This is a genomic window from Microbacterium sp. NPDC055357 (assembly GCF_053644835.1).
Map to the genome: position 1 here is coordinate 263,086 of NZ_JBSHLZ010000004.1, position 16,046 is coordinate 279,131.

The 16,046-nt window shown below is 68.7% G+C and carries 14 protein-coding genes; 3 read left to right on the plus strand and 11 right to left on the minus strand.

Features of this window, described 5'->3' with window-relative positions; all coding sequences use genetic code 11:
* Positions 1–126: 126 nt before the first annotated feature.
* The 5 genes from ruvX to ACWICD_RS08205 all read right to left on the minus strand — a co-directional run bounded on the left by ruvX (position 127) and on the right by ACWICD_RS08205 (position 5,883).
* Positions 127–594, minus strand: a complete 468-nt coding sequence (ruvX, locus tag ACWICD_RS08185; protein WP_376126128.1) for a Holliday junction resolvase RuvX — start codon at positions 592–594, stop codon at positions 127–129.
* Positions 591–3,248, minus strand: a complete 2,658-nt coding sequence (gene alaS / locus ACWICD_RS08190) for an alanine--tRNA ligase (protein ID WP_454139885.1) — start codon at positions 3,246–3,248, stop codon at positions 591–593. Before alaS ends, ruvX begins: the two co-directional genes overlap by 4 nt.
* A 61-nt stretch (positions 3,249–3,309) precedes the next feature.
* Positions 3,310–3,540 (minus strand): ATPase, encoded by a 231-nt coding sequence (locus ACWICD_RS08195; RefSeq protein ID WP_376125898.1) that lies wholly within the window; start codon positions 3,538–3,540, stop codon positions 3,310–3,312.
* 128 nt (positions 3,541–3,668) lie between these two features.
* Entirely contained in the window at positions 3,669–4,298 is a 630-nt protein-coding gene (rpsD, locus tag ACWICD_RS08200) for a 30S ribosomal protein S4 (protein WP_376125895.1), read from the minus strand.
* A gap of 304 nt (positions 4,299–4,602) precedes the next feature.
* Positions 4,603–5,883: a replication-associated recombination protein A gene (locus ACWICD_RS08205; RefSeq protein ID WP_376126125.1), complete on the minus strand. Its 1,281-nt coding sequence runs from the start codon at positions 5,881–5,883 to the stop codon at positions 4,603–4,605.
* A 176-nt stretch (positions 5,884–6,059) separates the two neighbouring features.
* Here ACWICD_RS08205 and ACWICD_RS08210 point away from each other — a divergent pair, with 176 nt between their 5' ends.
* The 3 genes from ACWICD_RS08210 (at position 6,060) to ACWICD_RS08220 (ending at position 8,794) form a co-directional block, all read left to right on the plus strand.
* Entirely contained in the window at positions 6,060–6,401 is a 342-nt protein-coding gene (locus ACWICD_RS08210; RefSeq protein ID WP_376125893.1) for a dioxygenase, read from the plus strand.
* Between the two features lie 572 nt (positions 6,402–6,973).
* On the plus strand, positions 6,974–8,155 hold the full coding sequence (locus ACWICD_RS08215) for a DUF349 domain-containing protein (RefSeq protein ID WP_454139905.1): 1,182 nt from the start codon (positions 6,974–6,976) through the stop codon (positions 8,153–8,155).
* Positions 8,156–8,242: 87 nt separating this feature from the next.
* Entirely contained in the window at positions 8,243–8,794 is a 552-nt protein-coding gene (locus ACWICD_RS08220; RefSeq protein ID WP_454139886.1) for a hypothetical protein, read from the plus strand.
* On the opposite strand, the gene ACWICD_RS08225 is transcribed toward ACWICD_RS08220, so the two are convergent.
* The 6 genes from ACWICD_RS08225 to ruvA all read right to left on the minus strand — a co-directional run bounded on the left by ACWICD_RS08225 (position 8,773) and on the right by ruvA (position 16,045).
* Positions 8,773–11,022, minus strand: coding sequence for a RelA/SpoT family protein (locus ACWICD_RS08225; RefSeq protein ID WP_454139887.1), 2,250 nt, complete (start codon positions 11,020–11,022; stop codon positions 8,773–8,775). The genes ACWICD_RS08220 and ACWICD_RS08225 overlap by 22 nt on opposite strands.
* 58 nt (positions 11,023–11,080) lie before the next feature.
* The gene (gene secF / locus ACWICD_RS08230) at positions 11,081–12,070 is read right to left on the minus strand and encodes a protein translocase subunit SecF (RefSeq protein ID WP_376125885.1); all 990 of its coding nucleotides are present in this window, start codon (positions 12,068–12,070) and stop codon (positions 11,081–11,083) included.
* The gene (gene secD / locus ACWICD_RS08235; RefSeq protein WP_454139888.1) at positions 12,070–13,821 is read right to left on the minus strand and encodes a protein translocase subunit SecD; all 1,752 of its coding nucleotides are present in this window, start codon (positions 13,819–13,821) and stop codon (positions 12,070–12,072) included. The genes secF and secD overlap by 1 nt, the downstream gene beginning before the upstream one ends.
* Positions 13,822–13,862: 41 nt before the next feature.
* Complete coding sequence (locus ACWICD_RS08240) at positions 13,863–14,318, minus strand: preprotein translocase subunit YajC (RefSeq protein WP_376125879.1); 456 nt, start codon at positions 14,316–14,318, stop codon at positions 13,863–13,865.
* Between the two features lie 82 nt (positions 14,319–14,400).
* Positions 14,401–15,429 carry a Holliday junction branch migration DNA helicase RuvB gene (ruvB, locus tag ACWICD_RS08245; protein ID WP_454139889.1) on the minus strand — a complete coding sequence of 343 codons (1,029 nt, stop codon included), beginning with the start codon at positions 15,427–15,429 and terminating at the stop codon, positions 14,401–14,403.
* Positions 15,422–16,045 carry a Holliday junction branch migration protein RuvA gene (gene ruvA / locus ACWICD_RS08250; RefSeq protein ID WP_376125873.1) on the minus strand — a complete coding sequence of 208 codons (624 nt, stop codon included), beginning with the start codon at positions 16,043–16,045 and terminating at the stop codon, positions 15,422–15,424. The genes ruvB and ruvA overlap by 8 nt, the downstream gene beginning before the upstream one ends.
* Between the last annotated feature and the right edge of the window lies 1 nt (position 16,046).

Consider the following 16,046-nt stretch of genomic DNA (forward strand, 5'->3'; position numbering starts at 1 on the left):
ATCTGCCGGCGCCGGCGCCGGGGGCGCGGGGCGCTCAGCGCCATCGTCCCGGAGCACGCGGGAATTGGGATCGGGAAGTTTGCCGAAGAGGTCCGCGAAGGGGTCATCGGGTGTGGGATCGGGCATTCAGGCGGGCTCCTGGACGACGGGGGTACCGGCCGGGCGTCCCGTGCTCTTCTCAACGTCGAGAGCCTGCTGCAGAAGGACGACCGCCGCGACCTGATCCACAATGTTACGAGAAGAACGCTGAGAACGCCCGGAATCGCGCAGAGCGGCGTGGGCCGAGACCGTCGAGAGGCGTTCGTCCACGAGGCGCACAGCCCGGTCGGCGGCCGCCGCGACGGCCGCCGCGAACTCTCGCGCGTCGGTCGTCGAGGGCGTGTCCTCGCCCCGCATGTTGAGCGGCAGACCGACGAGCACCTCGACCGCGTCGTACTCCTGCGCGAGGGTGACGATGCGCGCCACGGCGGCATCGTCGCGGGGCACGGTCTCGACGGGCGTTGCGAGCAGCCCGTCCGGATCGCACCGCGCGACGCCCACTCGGGCACGGCCGACGTCGACGCCGAGTCGCACTCCGCGACGGAAGGTCATCAGGCCTCGAGCGCCGTCGTGATGGCAGACAGAGCCGCCGGCAGAGCCGCGGCATCCGCACCGCCGCCCTGCGCGACATCGTCGCGTCCGCCGCCGCCGCCGCCGAGGACGCCGGCTGCGAGCTTGGCGAGCACGCCCGCCTTGCCGCCGGCCGTGCGCGCGGCGTCGTTCGTCGCGACGATGACGACGGGGCGCTCGCCCACCGTCGCGCCGAGCGCGACGACAGCGGGCTCTGAGCCGAGCCGGTCGCGCACCTGCAGGGCGAGGGTGCGGAGGTCATCACCGGATGCCGCCGTGCCGACGGCGTGCGCGACGACTCGGTACGCCCCGACACGGACCGCGTCGTTCGCCAGCGCGGGGGCACGTTCGGCGAGGGCCTTGGCTTCGTACGCCGCGATCTTCTTCTCGGCGGACTTGAGGCTCGCCGTGAGTTCGGCGATTCGCGCGGGAAGCTGCTCGCGGGGCGTCTTGAGCGATGTCGTCAGCTGCGAGACGAGCGCGCGCTCGGCGGCCAGGGACCGGAACGCGTCGAGGCCCACGAGGGCTTCGACCCGGCGGTTGGACGCGCCCACCGAGGATTCGCCCACGACGCTGATGAGTCCGATCTCGGCACTGCGTCCGACGTGGGTGCCGCCGCAGAGCTCACGCGACCAGGGGCCGCCGATGTCGACCATGCGCACGACATCGCCGTACTTCTCGCCGAACAGCGCCTGCGCGCCGAGCGCCTTCGCCTCGTCGAGCGGGAGCACCCGCGTCGTGACGTCGAGGTTGTCGCGCACGGCGTTGTTGGCGATCTCTTCGATCTCGCTCTTCGTCGCGTCAGACAGCGCCTGGCCCCACGAGAAGTCGAACCGCATGTAGCCGGCGCGGTTGAGCGACCCCCACTGCGTCGCGGACGAGCCGAGCGTGTCGCGCAGGGCGGCGTGGATGAGGTGCGTCGCCGAGTGCGCCTGCTGCGCCGAGCGGCGGTTCGCCGCATCGACGATGGTCGTCGCCGGCTGGCCGACGCCCACCTCACCGGTCGTGACCTGCACGGTGTGGCTGACCAGCCCTGCGACCGGGCGCTGCACGTCGAGCACCTCGAGCTCGTAGCCGGGACCGACGATGATGCCCTTGTCGGCGACCTGACCGCCCGACTCGGCGTAGAGCGCCGTCTCGGCGAGGATGACCTCGGCGATCCGCCCGCTCGGAGCGCGGTCGACCGAGACGCCGTCGACGAGGATGCCGAGCACGGTCGACTCGGTCTCGAGATCGGTGAAGCCCGTGAAGACCGTCTCACCCTGCGCGCGCAGATCGCGGTACACGCTCGTGTCGGCGAGCTGGCGTTTGCGCGAACGCGCATCCGCCTTGGCACGCGTGCGCTGCTCGAGCATGAGCGCGTCGAACGCGTCGCGGTCGACAGTGAGGCCCGCCTCTTGGGCGACCTCGAGCGTCAGATCGATCGGGAAGCCGTACGTGTCGTGCAGCAGGAACGCCTCGGCACCGGGGATCGTCGTGCCCCCGGCATCCTTCGTCGCGACGAGAGACTCGTCGAGGATCGCCTCGCCCGCGGCGAGGGTGCGCAGGAACGTCGCCTCTTCGGCCAGCGCGTACTGCTCGATGCGCGGATAGTCCGCCTCGACGACGGGATAGGTCGTCTTCATGGCGTCACGCGAGACGGCGAAGAGGTCGCGGAACGTCGGTCCGTCCACGCCCAGCAGGCGCATGGAACGGATGGCGCGGCGCATGAGACGACGCAGGATGTATCCGCGGCCGTCGTTCGAGGGCGTCACGCCGTCGGAGAGCAGCATGAGCGAGGAGCGCACGTGGTCGGCGACGACACGGAACCGCACGTCGTCTTCGTGCACGGCACCGTACTCGCGCCCTGACAGTTCGACGGCCTTGTCGAGCACGGGACGCACCTGGTCGGTCTCGTACATGTTGTCGACGCCCTGCTTGATGAACGCGACGCGTTCGAGCCCCATGCCGGTGTCGATGTTCTTGTTCGGCAGCTCGCCGACGATGTCGAAGACGTACTTGGACTGCACGTTGGTGATCTCGTACTGCATGAAGACGAGATTCCAGATCTCGACGTAGCGGTCGTCGTCGGTCGCGGGTCCGCCGTCGATCCCGTACGCGGGACCGCGATCGAAGAAGATCTCGGAACAGGGGCCCGCTGGACCGGGCAGACCCGTCGACCAGTAGTTCGTGTCCTTGCCGAGGCGCTGGATGCGCTCTTCGGGCAGGTCGGTCAGCCGCAGCCAGAGGTCGTGTGCCTCGTCGTCTTCTTCGTAGACCGTGACCCAGAGGTCCTTCGGATCGAATCCGAGACCGCCGTCGGCGTCGGGGGTCGTGAGAAGCTCCCACGCGAAGCGGATGGCGCCCTCTTTGAAGTAGTCGCCGAACGACCAGTTGCCGAGCATCTGGAAGAACGTGCCGTGTCGCGGCGTGTGCCCCACCTCTTCGATGTCGAGGGTGCGCAGGCACTTCTGCACGTCGGCGGCGCGCTTGTACGGAGCCGGCACGTCACCGGAGAGGTACGGGATGAACGGCACCATTCCGGCGACCGTGAACAGCAGGGCGGGGTCGTCGGTGACGAGAGAGGCGGACGGCACGATGACGTGGTCCTGCTTCTCGAAATAGTCGAGGAAGCGCTGGGCGATCTCGGCGGTCTTCATGCGTGATGGCTCCTCGGACACGTCGGCGGCCGGGCGACCGCCGACGAATCGTGGTGGGTGGTCAGTCGGAGGACGAACGGGTGGAGTCCGCGACGGCCGATGCGGCGTCGGCGACGAGTCCCGCCATGCGCGACTCCTGCTCGCGGTAGGCATCGCCCATGCGCTCGGTGAACTCCGTGATGCGCGTGTCGACCTCAGCGAGCAGTTCGTGGCCGCGGGGGTCTTTGTTGACGAGGTGCGCGGCGACGAAGCCGCTCACGATGCCGAGCAGAAACCACAGCAGGTTCTTCATGTCACCACTTCCTCGCGAATGCCGCGAGCCGCGGCTTGGTCCATCGTAGGCGGAAACGACGAAGGGCGCCGGGTTTCCCCGACGCCCTTCCTGCGGCACTGACGACGGAACGTCAGCGCGCGTTGACGTCAGCGCGCCGCGTAGTACTCGACGACGAGCTGGACGTCGCAGACGACGGGAACCTCAGCGCGCTTGGGGCGACGCTCGAGACGGGCCTGCAGCTTGTCGAGCTCGACCTGGAGGTACGGCGGGACAGGAGGCAGAACCTCGGCGTGACCACCGGCGGCGGCGACCTGGAACGGCTCGAGCGCCTCGCTCTTCGGCTTGACGTGGATGAGCTGACCCGGCTTCACGCGGAAGGACGGGCGGTCGACGAGCTGGCCGTCGACGAGGATGTGGCGGTGCACGACGAGCTGGCGGGCCTGGGCCATCGTGCGGGCGAAGCCCGCACGAACGACGAGCGCGTCCAGACGCATCTCGAGCTGCTCGACGAGGTTCTCACCCGTCAGGCCGTCCTTGCGGCGAGCCTCTTCGAACTGGATGCGCAGCTGTGCCTCGCGGATGTTGTACTGCTCGCGCAGACGCTGCTTCTCACGCAGGCGGACGGCGTAGTCGCTGTCCTGCTTGCGCTTGGTGCGGCCGTGCTCACCCGGAGCGTACGGACGCTTCTCGAGGTACTTGGCGGCCTTGGGGGTCAGCGCGATGCCGAGAGCGCGCGAGAGGCGGACCTTGCGGCGGTCCTGGGCTTTCGAAGCCATGATTGCCTTCCGAAGACGTGGCCGTGTCTTTCACGGCTCACGGACGTATCTCCCGCTCCTCGCCCTGGCTGTGTGCACGTCGGGGCACACCGGAAGGTCGGTAAAGAGGGTGGGGATGCCCGAAAACTCGGTTTCAAGCCGGTCAAGTCTAACAGCCCTTCGACACGGCGGCTGTGCCGCCTGCTCAGGGACCGCGGATACACGGCGGCTGTGCCGCCTGCTCAGGGACCGGGGATACACGGCGGCTGTGCCGCCTGCTCAGGGACCGCGGATGCACGGCGGCTGTGCCGCCTGCTCAGGCGGGTCAGTCGCCGTCGAGGATGCGGCGGATCTTCTCGAGACGCGCCTGCACGTCGCGTTCGGTCCCGAGCGCCTTGGGCTCGTAGTAGCGGCGACCGCGCAGCTCATCGGGCAGGTACTGCTGCGCCACGACCCCGATGTCGGCGTCATGGGGATAGCGGTAGCCCTTGCCGTGCCCGAGCCGCTTCGCGCCGGGATAGTGCGCATCGCGCAGGTGCGTCGGGACGCGTCCGAAACCTCCGGAACGCACATCGGCGATCGCCTTGTCGATCGCGAGGTAAGCCGCGTTGGACTTCGCTGTCGTCGCGAGGTACGCCGTCGCCTCGGCGAGCGGGATGCGCCCCTCGGGCATCCCGATGAACTGCACGGCGTCGGCGGCGGCGACAGCGAGCGGCAGTGCGTGCGGGTCGGCCAGGCCGATGTCTTCGGCGGCCGAGATGATGAGGCGCCGGGCGATGAAGCGCGGGTCTTCGCCCGCCTCGATCATGCGCGCGAGGTAATGCAGCGCGGCGTCGACGTCGGAGCCGCGGATCGACTTGATGAAGGCGCTGATGACGTCGTAGTGCTCGTCGCCCTGGCGGTCGTAGCGCAGCAGCGCGCGGTCGACGGCCTGCGCGATGTGGTCGGGCGTGACGGACGGCGCCGTCTCGTCGGCATTCGTCTCGATCGCGAGGGATGCCGCAGCCTCGAGCGTCGTGAGAGCGCGGCGCGCGTCGCCCGACGCGAGTCGCACGATGGCGTCGCGCGCCTCGTCGGGCAGCACGATCGAGTCGTGGAGGCCTCGGGCGTCGGTCGTCGCACGGGTCAGCAGCATCCTCAGGTCGTCGTCGGTGAGAGGGCGCAGCGTCAACAGAAGCGACCGCGACAGCAGCGGCGAGATCACCGAGAACGACGGGTTCTCGGTCGTCGCGGCGATCAGGACGACCCAGCCGTTCTCGACGCCCGGAAGCAGGGCGTCCTGCTGGGCCTTCGTGAAGCGATGGATCTCATCGAGGAAGAGGATCGTCGATTGGCCGTAGAGATCGCGCTGCGTGAGCGCATCCTGCATGACCTCGCGGACGTCCTTGACCCCCGCCGTCACGGCCGAGAGCTCGACGAACCGCCGACCCGAAGAACGGGCGATCGCCTGGGCGAGAGTGGTCTTGCCCGTTCCGGGCGGGCCCCAGAGGATCACCGAGGTCGCGGCGCGCGTCGAGGCCTCGGAATCGGCGAGTGTGACCAAGGGCGACCCCGGTGCGAGCAGATGCCCTTGACCGGCGACCTCATCGAGCGAGGTCGGCCGCATCCGCACCGCGAGGGGCGTCTGCCCCTGGAAGAGCGCGGTGGGAGTGGGTGCAGTCACCCGTCCAGGCTAATCGCGTCGGCCGACACCGGGCCCGTTCGATGCAGCCGCCTTTGCCGCGAGCCTGCGTTCTGAATAGGATCGTCCCGGCCCGGGGCTCACCCGGAAAAGGAGGTCCCGTGTCCAGCGTGGGAAAGGACCGTGGTGCGCGTGAGACGCGCGAACGGTCGCGGGTATACCAGGCGCGTCAGGCGTTTCACCAGGGTCAGACGCGTCGCCGCACACGCGACAATCTGATCGCCGGCATCGGCGGCGGACTCGTCATCGTCGCGATCGTCGTCGTTCAGACGCTCTACTTCACCGTCGGACCGGGCACGCCGGTGCCCGAACCCGAGCCGACATCGATCACGACGCCGCCGGCTCTGCCGAGCTCCGTGCCCGATCCCGTGGACTCCGAGAGCCCCGTCCCCGAGCCCGTCGACACCGAGCTCCCCGAGCCCGAGCCGACCTCCACTCCCTGACCCGAGAACACCGCTGTCGAGACGTCGTGCGATGAAGCTCGCGTACTAGGCTTGACGCGTCCATCCCCCACAGGCGGCGAGGCCGCGATGAGGTGCAACCCGTGACTGCCGACGCAGAGCCCACTCCCCCGTCCCCCGAAGACGACACCACGCCGGTCTCCGACGTCGAGGCGACTCCGACCCCCGACGTCGAGGCGACTCCCGTCGCTGACGCCGAGGCCACTCCTGCCTCCGACCCCGAGGCCGCTCCTGCCCCGGACGCGGATGCCGCACCGGTCGCCGAGGCCGAGGCCGCACCGGTCGCTGACGCCGAGGCCGCTCCTGCGCCGGACGCCGTCGCCGAGACCGCTCCGGTCGCCGGCGCCGACGCCACCGCGGAGCCCGCGGCCGAGGTCACCACGCCGGCCCCGTCACCCGTGCCCACGCCGCGCCCTCGCGCCGTGCCGGCGCCACCGTCCGCGGCAGCCCGCCCCAAGCCCGTTGCCGACTCCTCGTCGTCGCAGGCAGACGACGCGACGCCCGCCTCCGACGGCGAGCCGTGGGGGCGCGTCGACGACGACGGCACCGTCTCGGTGCGAGAAGCCGCGGGATGGCGCGTCGTCGGTCAGTACCCCGACGGCACGCCCGCCGAAGCACTCGCGTACTTCGAGCGCAAGTACTCCGACCTCGCCGGCGAGGTGTCGCTGCTCGAAGCGCGCCACCGTCGTGGCGGCGCATCAGCCTCCGACCTGCGTTCGGCCGCCCGTGCTCTGCTGAGCCGAACCACCGACGCGGCCGCCGTCGGCGATCTCGCCGGCCTCGAGGCGCGCCTCGGCGCGCTCACCGAAGCTCTCTCGGCGGCATCCGCGACCGAAGCCGCCGCTGCCCGCGAGGCGGTCGATGAGGCCGTGCGCGCACGCACGACCCTCGTCGAGCAGGCCGAGACGCTCGCGGCCCGCGACCCCAAGACGGTGCAGTGGAAGCAGGCTTCCGCCGACATGGCCGACCTGTTCGATCAGTGGCAGTCGCAGCAGCAGAACGGCCCGCGTCTGCCGAAGTCGACGGCGCAGCAGCTGTGGAAGCGCTTCCGCGATGCGCGCTCGACGGTCGACAAGCACCGCCGCGAGTTCTATGCCCAGCTGGACGGCGCCCATAAAGAGGTGCGCGAGCGCAAGTCGAAGCTCGTCGAACGCGCCGAGGCCCTCGCGCCGAAGGGCGAGGACGGCATTCCGGCCTACCGCGACCTGCTCGACCAGTGGAAGGGCGCCGGCCGCGCCGGCAAGAAGACCGACGACGCGCTGTGGGCGCGGTTCAAGGCGGCCGGAGATGCGCTCTATTCGGCGCGCGTCGAGCGCGAAGCCGCTGACATCGAAGCATCCCGCGAGAAGATCGAGGCGAAGCGCGAACTGCTCGTCGAAGCCAAGACCATCGCCGACGAGCCGGAGCTCGCGAAGGCTCGTGCGGCTCTCACCGGTATCCAGCGGCGCTGGGACGACATCGGTCGTGTGTTCCCCCGCGACGCGGAGCGTGGCCTCGACGACGACCTGCGGAAGATCGAGCAGGCGCTGCGCACCCGCGAAGAGACCGATTGGAAGCGCAACAACCCCGAGACAAAGGCGCGCGCGAACGACATGACGCGCCAGCTCACCGACGCGATCGAGAAGCTCGAGCAGGAGCTCGACGCCGCGAAGGCATCGGGCGACAAGCGTTCGATCGCGCAGGCGAGCGAAGCGCTCGAAGCGCGTCGCGGATGGCTCAAGGTGCTCGGCGGCTAGAGTTCACACCGCCTTCAGATCGGCCCGGTTCTCCACAACCGGGCCGATCTGCGTTCGCGGACGACTCCGCTCGGGCACACTTCCCTCATGAGCACGCCGTTCCTGTACTTCCCCGGCGGACGCCTGTCCGAAGCCGAGCTGTGCGCTGCGCGGCTCGACGGGCATGTCGTGGAGCTCGGTGACGCCTTCGTTCCGGCCGACGCCGTCGAGACCGCGGCTCTGCGGGCGGGCTCGCTGCGTGGCATCCTCGGCGAGAGTCTCGCGGCGACCCACGTGAGCGCGGCGTGGGTGCACGGGGTCACGCTCGACCCACCGGGGCGGCACACCGTGCAACGCGCGATCCGGCGACGGCTGCATGCCGTCCTCGATGTGCGGCTCGTCTATCGCGACACGACGATCGACGAGGACGACCTGCAGCTGCTCGGTGGCGTGTGGGTGACGACGCTCACGCGCACGCTCGCCGATCTGGTTCGGGTCGATGACGAAGATCATGCGGATGCTGCCCGCGCCCTCGCCGTCGCACGGCCCGACATCGTCCGAGATGCCGAGACATGGCTCGTGGAGCACTCGGGGGTGCCGCACAAGAAGGTCGGGCTCCAGCGGTTGCGCGTGCTCGGTCAGGACGATGTGACGCGATAGACGTCATAGACCGCATCGATGCGGCGCACGGCGTTGAGCACGCGATCGAGGTGCACGATGTCGCCCATCTCGAACACGAACTTGCTCAGGGCGAGGCGGTTGTTCGAGGTGGTCACGGTCGCCGACAGGATGTTGACGTGGTGCTCGCTGAGGACGCGCGTGACGTCGCTGAGCAGACCCGCGCGGTCGAGCGCCTCGACCTGGATCTGCACGAGGAAGACGCTCTTGGACGTCGGCGCCCACTCGACGTCGATCAGGCGCTCGGTGTCCTGCTGGAGCGAGACGACGTTCGTGCAGTCGGTGCGGTGCACGGACACGCCCGTCCCCCGCGTGACGAAGCCCATGATGTCGTCCCCCGGCACGGGCGTGCAGCACTTCGCGAGCTTCACCAGGATGTCGGGCGCACCGCGGACGAGGATGCCGGAGTCTCCCCCGCGCGGCGCGCGGGAGCGTCCGAGCTGCGGCAGGTCGATGGGACCGGTCGCTGTGTCGTTGGCATTGATGAGCGCCGTGACCTTCTCGATCACGGATTGCGTCGACACGTGGCCTTCGCCGACGGCCGCATACAGTGCGGAGACGTCTTCGTAGCGCAGCTGCTGGGCGACTTCGGTGAAGGAGTCCTGGCTCATGAGGCGCTGCAGCGGCAGGTTCTGTCGCCGCATCGCGCGCGCGATCGACTCCTTGCCCTGCTCGATCGCCTCTTCGCGCCGCTCCTTCGTGAACCAGCCGCGGATCTTGCTGCGCGCGCGTGTGCTCGTGACGAACCCGAGCCAGTCCTGGCTGGGGCCGGCGTCGGGGTTCTTCGATGTGAACGCCTCGACGACATCGCCGCTCTTCAGCGTCGTCTCCAGCGGCACGAGACGCCCGTTCACCTTCGCACCCATCGTGCGGTGACCGATCTCGGTGTGCACGGCATACGCGAAGTCGACGGGTGTGGCGCCGGCCGGCAGTCCGATGACGCGGCCCTTCGGCGTGAAGACGTAGACCTCCTTCGCGCCGATCTCGAACCGCAGCGAGTCCAGGAACTCGCCCGGGTCGGCGGTCTCAGCCTGCCAATCCGAGATGTGCGCGAGCCAGGCCATATCGGTGTCGAGCGACTTCGCGTCGGCCTTGCCGCCGTTCATCCGCTCCTTGTACTTCCAATGCGCCGCGACGCCGAACTCGGCCTGCTGGTGCATCTCGTTGGTGCGGATCTGGATCTCGACCGTTCGTCCGCCGGGGCCGATCACGGTCGTGTGCAGCGATTGGTACAGGTTGAACTTCGGCGTCGCGATGTAGTCCTTGAATCGGCCGGGCAGCGGAGTCCAACGCGCATGGATCGCGCCGAGGACGGCGTAGCAGTCGCGCACGCTGCCGACCAGGACGCGGATGCCGATGAGGTCGTAGATGTCGTCGAACTCGCGACCGCGGACGATCATCTTCTGGTAGACCGAGTACAGCTGCTTGGGGCGTCCCATGACCCGGCCGCGGATGCGCAGGTCCCGTAGATCCGCGTCGACGGCGTCGATCACGTTCTGCACGTACTGCTCGCGCTGGGGCGTGCGCTGTCGCACGAGGCTGTCGATCTCGGCGAAGATCTTGGGGTGCAGGACGGCGAAGGAGAGGTCTTCGAGCTCGGACTTGATCGTCTGGATGCCGAGGCGGTGCGCGAGCGGTGAGTAGATCTCGAGCGTCTCGGTCGCCTTCTTGGCGGCCTTGTGCGTCGGAACGAAGCCCCACGTGCGGGCGTTGTGCAGCCGGTCGGCGAGCTTGATGAGCAGCACCCTGATGTCCTTGGACATCGCGACGATCATCTTGCGGACCGTCTCTGCCTGCGCGCTGTCGCCGTACTTCACCTTGTCGAGCTTCGTCACGCCGTCGACGAGCATCGCGACCTCGTCGCCGAACTCCGCGCTCAGGGTGTCCAGCGCATAGCCGGTGTCTTCGACCGTGTCGTGCAGCAGCGCGGCGGCGATCGCCTTGGGCCCGAGTCCCATGTCGGCGAGGATCTGCGCGACGGCGAGCGGATGGGTGATGTACGGCTCGCCGCTCTGGCGCTTCTGGTCGCGGTGCGCGTCTGCGGCGACGCCGTAGGCCCGCTCGATGATCGAGAGGTCGCCCTTGGGGTGGTGCGTGCGCACCGTGCGCAGCAGCTTCTCGACGTCATCGCGTCGCGCGGCCCGCGAGAAGATGCGCGGAACGAGCCGGCGCAGCGACGACGGGTGGGCAGGAGGGAGTGTCTCCGCCATGCGATAGACCTCCCTCCCCCGAGCCTGCCATCCTAAGCCCGCGGAGCGGGCCGAAGGGTCAGGCCGGAGCGCCCGCCAATTCGCGCGCCGCCAGGACGCGCTCGTCGCGCGCCTGGATCGCCGGCTCCTTTTCGCGCATGAACGAGTACAGCGGCGAGGCGACGAAGATCGTCGAGTAGGCCGCGACGATGGTTCCGACGAAGATCGACAGCGAGATGTCGGTGAGGGTCTGAGCGCCGAGCCACAGCGAGCCGATGAACAGGATCGCACCGGTGGGCAGGATCGCGACGACCGTCGTGTTGATCGAGCGCACCAGGGTCTGGTTGACGGCGAGGTTGACCGATTCGCCGAATGTTCGACCGGACACTTCCCCGTCTTCGTTCGTATTCTCCTTGATCTTGTCGAACACCACGGCGGTGTCGTACAGCGCATAGGAGAGGATCGTCAGGAAGCCGATGACGGCGGCGGGCGAGATCTCGAACCCGAAGGCGGCGTAGATGCCGACCGTGACGACGAGCACGTCCACGACACCGATGATCGCCGCGACGGACATCTTCCACGTGCGGAAGTACAGCGCGAGGATGATGAAGGTCAGCGCGAGGAAGATCGCGAGTCCCCACAGGGACTGCCGCGTCACATCGGCGCCCCATGTGGGGCCGATGAACGACGCCGTCACTTCGCTCTCGGGCACGCCGAACTCGTCGGCCAGAGCATCGGTGACCGCGCGCGTCTCCGCCTCGGTCATCTGGTCGGTCTGCACGCGCACCGCGGTGTCGCCGATCGTGGTGACCTTGGTCGTCGCTCCGGGTACGACCGAGTGCACCGCGTCGGTGGCCAGAGACTGTTCCGGGCTGGACAGGCCCGACACGGTGAACTGCGATCCACCCGTGAACTCGATCGAGAACTGCACGGGCCGGATGAACGGCACGAGCACGGATCCGATCACGAGGACCGCCGCGATGATGAACCACAGCTTGCGTCGCCCGACGAACGGGAAGGACGTCTTGCCGGTGTAGAGGTCGTTGCCGAGCTGGCTCATGGTGCGCATCAGTCGCCTGCTTCCTTGACGTTCGGGCCGGGTTTCGAGGAGTCGGCTGCGGCGAGTTCTGCGGCTTGTCTGCGTTCTGCGATGGTCTGGCGGCGCACGGCCTCGCTTCGCGACTTGACGGCTCGTCTTCCCGCGGGGGTCGTGCTCGTTGCCGCAACAGGCGCGCGGAACTGCGCGCGTCCGCGGTAGACCGCGCCGAGTGCATTCGGATCCATGCCCGAGAGAGGGTGCCCTTGACCGAAGAACTTCGTGCGCGCCAGCAGCTGCATGACGGGGTGCGTGAAGAGGATGAAAATGAAGACGTCGATGATCGTCGTGAGCCCCAGCGTGAACGCGAAGCCCTTCACGGTCGCATCCGCCAGGATGTACAGCACGACGGCGGCCAGGATGTTGATCGACTTCGAGATGTAGATCGTGCGCTTCGCGCGCGCCCAGCCGTCCTCGACGGCGCTCGTGATCGACTTGCCGTCTCGCAGCTCATCTCGTATTCGTTCGAAGTAGATGATGAACGAGTCCGCCGTGAAGCCGATCGAGACGATCACACCCGCGACACCGGCCAGCGACAGACGGAAGCCCATGCGCCACGCCAGGATGCAGAGCATGACGTACGTCAGGACACCCATGACCAGCAGGGATGCGATGATCACGGTGCCGAGCGTCCGGTAGACGATGAGCGAGTACAGCGCCACGAGGATGAGGCCGATGAGACCCGTGATGAGACCGATCTCGAGCTGCTGCGTACCGAGCGTCGCCGAGATCGTGTTCGAGCTGACGACCTCGAAGCTCAGCGGCAGTGCACCGTACTTGAGCTGGTCGGCGAGCGTCTTGGACGTCTCCTGCGTGAAGCTGCCCGTGATGCTGGGCTTGCCGTCCATGATGACGCCGTTCATCGACGGCGCCGAGAGGATGTAGCCGTCGAGCACGAACGCGAACTGGTCCAGAGGCGGCTGCGCACCGTAGAGGCGCTGGCTGATCTGACCGAAGGTCTTGGTGCCCTCGCCGTTGAAGACGAGGTTGACGGCCCAGCGGCCGTCGGTCTGCTGCAGGCCGAACGTCGCATCCGAGATCGACGAGCCGTCGAGCTCGACGGGGCCGAGCAGGTACTTCGCCGAGCCTGACGGGTCGCACGTGATGAGCGGCTCGTCCTTGGGCGCGTTGGCCGGGTCGTTGGTCGGATTCGCGCAGTCGTACGCCATGAACTCGGCCTCGAGCTTGGGCGTGATCCAGTTCAGGTCGCTGCCGTCGGTCGGCTCCACCGTCGGCGTCGCGCCGAGCGTCGGATCCGGGGTCGGGTACGGCGTCGATTGGCCGTCTTCGCCGACGAACGTGTTGACGGGTGCGCCGGCGACGAGTACGGCGCGCAGCTGAAGCTGGGCGGATGCCTCGATGCGTGCACGCGTCTCGTCGTCGGCCTCGCCCGGGATCTGCACGACGATCTGGTTGCCGGCCTGCGTGCCGACCTCGGCCTCGCCGACGCCGGACGCGTCGACGCGCTGGCGGATGATCGTGACCGCCTGGTTCATCTGCTCTTCGTTGGGCGCAGAGCCGTCAGGCGTCTGCGCCTGCAGGACGATCTGCGTGCCACCTTGAAGGTCGAGCGCCAGGTCAGGGCTCCAGGAGCTCTGACCGTTGCCGTCTTCGTCGGTGAAGACGTATACGCCCAGCGCGTTGATGCCGAACAGGACGGCCGTCGTCACGACAAGCGCGATGAGGGCGCGCCAGGCGTGCCGGACAGGGGTGGATGTCGCCACGGTGATTCGCTTCTCTCGGGGGGATGGCCGCGAAGGACCGGTCAGGCCTCGGGCTTTTTGTCGTCGCTGCCCGGCTGCGACTCGTCGCCGGCCCAACGGGCGCGGTCGTCGCTGATCGAGGAGATGTCTCCGTCGGTGACGGCCGCGTCGTACTCGGCCTCGGACTCCTCAGCTTCGATGAAGTCGTCTTCGGTGACGAAGCCCTCGGTGGGGTTCACGACGCGCAGGATCGCCTGGCTGTGCACCTTGATCTCGACGCCGGGGGCGATCGACACGATCGCGGGCTGGTCGAGGTTCTCACCGTCGTACTCGACGACGGTGCCGTACAGGCCGCCTTGCAGCAGCACCTCGGCGCCGGGGACGGTCTGGCGGGCCTTCTCAGCCTGCTCCGTCTTCTGCTTCTGCATGCGGCGGCGCGAGCTCCAGAACATGAAGACGAGCAGCAGGATGAGCAGGACGATGAGACCGTACTGCTGGAAGAAGAGACCGAATTCCATGGGGCGGGGTGCCTTTCGGGTCAGGCGTGCGCCACGGCGGCGATGCCTTGCAGGGAGGGTATAGGCGAGAGGCCTTCAGCGATTATAGGCCATCGAATCCCAGGACCGCGGAGTCACGCGGTGCGCCGAGATGTTGATAGGCGGCAGGAGTCGCGATGCGCCCGCGCGGAGTGCGCCCCATGAAGCCGATGCGCACCAGATACGGCTCGACGACGGACTCGATCGTGTCGGGTTCTTCGCCGACGGCGACCGCCAGTGTGCTCAGCCCGACCGGACCCCCTCCGAACCGGTGGACGACGGCGTCGAGGACCGCGCGATCGAGCCGGTCCAGTCCCAAGGCGTCGACATCGTAGAGCTCGAGCGCCGCGTCTACGGTCGCAGCGTCGGCTGCGGCGCCGTCGCCGTGCACGATCGTGTAGTCGCGCACCCGGCGCAGCAGGCGGTTGGCGATGCGCGGGGTGCCTCGCGAACGGCGCGCGATCTCGGCGCGTGGCCCGGTGGGCAGGACGATGCCGAGCATCGGAGCGGACCTCTCGAGCACACGCTCGAGTTCGTGGGGCTCGTAGAACTCGAGGTGGGCCGTGAAACCGAACCGGTCGCGCAGCGGATTGGGCAGGAGGCCCGACCGGGTCGTCGCGCCGACGAGCGTGAAGGGTGCGAGATCGAGGGGGATGCTCGTGGCACCGGCGCCTTTGCCGACCATGATGTCGATGCGGAAGTCCTCCATCGCGAGGTACAGCATCTCTTCGGCCGAGCGCGCCATGCGGTGGATCTCATCGATGAAGAGGACTTCGCCGGGCGTGAGGCTCGACAGCAGCGCCGCGAGGTCGCCCGCGTGCTGGATGGCCGGCCCGCTCGACAAGCGCAGGGGTCGCGCACTCTCGTGCGCGACGATCATGGCGAGCGTCGTCTTGCCCAGTCCCGGGGGTCCCGAGAGCAGGATGTGATCGGCGGGCCGCTGCTGCATTCGGGCGGCATCGAGCAGCAGCTGCAGCTGACCGCGCACCTTCTGCTGGCCGACGAACTCGGCCAGCGACGCCGGCCGCAGGGCGCCCTCGATCGCCAGCTCCCCCTCGTCGACCGGTTCGCCGGCGTCTCTCAGCTCATCCACCGACGGGCTCCTTCCGCGCCGGGCCGAGCGCGGACAGCGTGAGTCTCAGCAGAGCCGGCACCGAAGCACGGTCGGCGTCGTTCGCGCGCTCGGCGACGGTCGTGACCGACTCGGTCGCGATGCGCTCGGACCAGCCCAGCCCGACGAGGGCCTGCACGACCTGAGCGGGGATGCCGGCCGTGGCCGCAGCATCCGTCGTCGGGGTCGTGGCGGCGAGCGCGTCGATCTTGCCGGCCAGCTGCACGACCATGAGCTTCGCCGTCTTCGGGCCGATGCCCGACACGCGCCGGAACGGAGCGTCGTCTTCGGCGGCGACGGCATCGGCGATCTGCGCGACGGTGAGCGTCGAGAGCACCCCGAGCGCGGACTTCGGCCCGACGCCGGTGACACCCAGCAGCAGTCCGAAGACGGCCAGGTCGTCGCGGGTCTCGAACCCGAAGAGCGACAGGGCGTCTTCGCGGACGATGAGCGTCGTGTGCAGGGTGATCTCGGCTCCGACCGGCGTGCTCCGTGCGATCTGAGGCGTCACGGCGACGGCGAGGCCGACTCCGCCTACCTCGACGACGACGGCATCGGTGTCGACGTGCACGGCTGTGCCGCGGAGCGAGGAGATCATG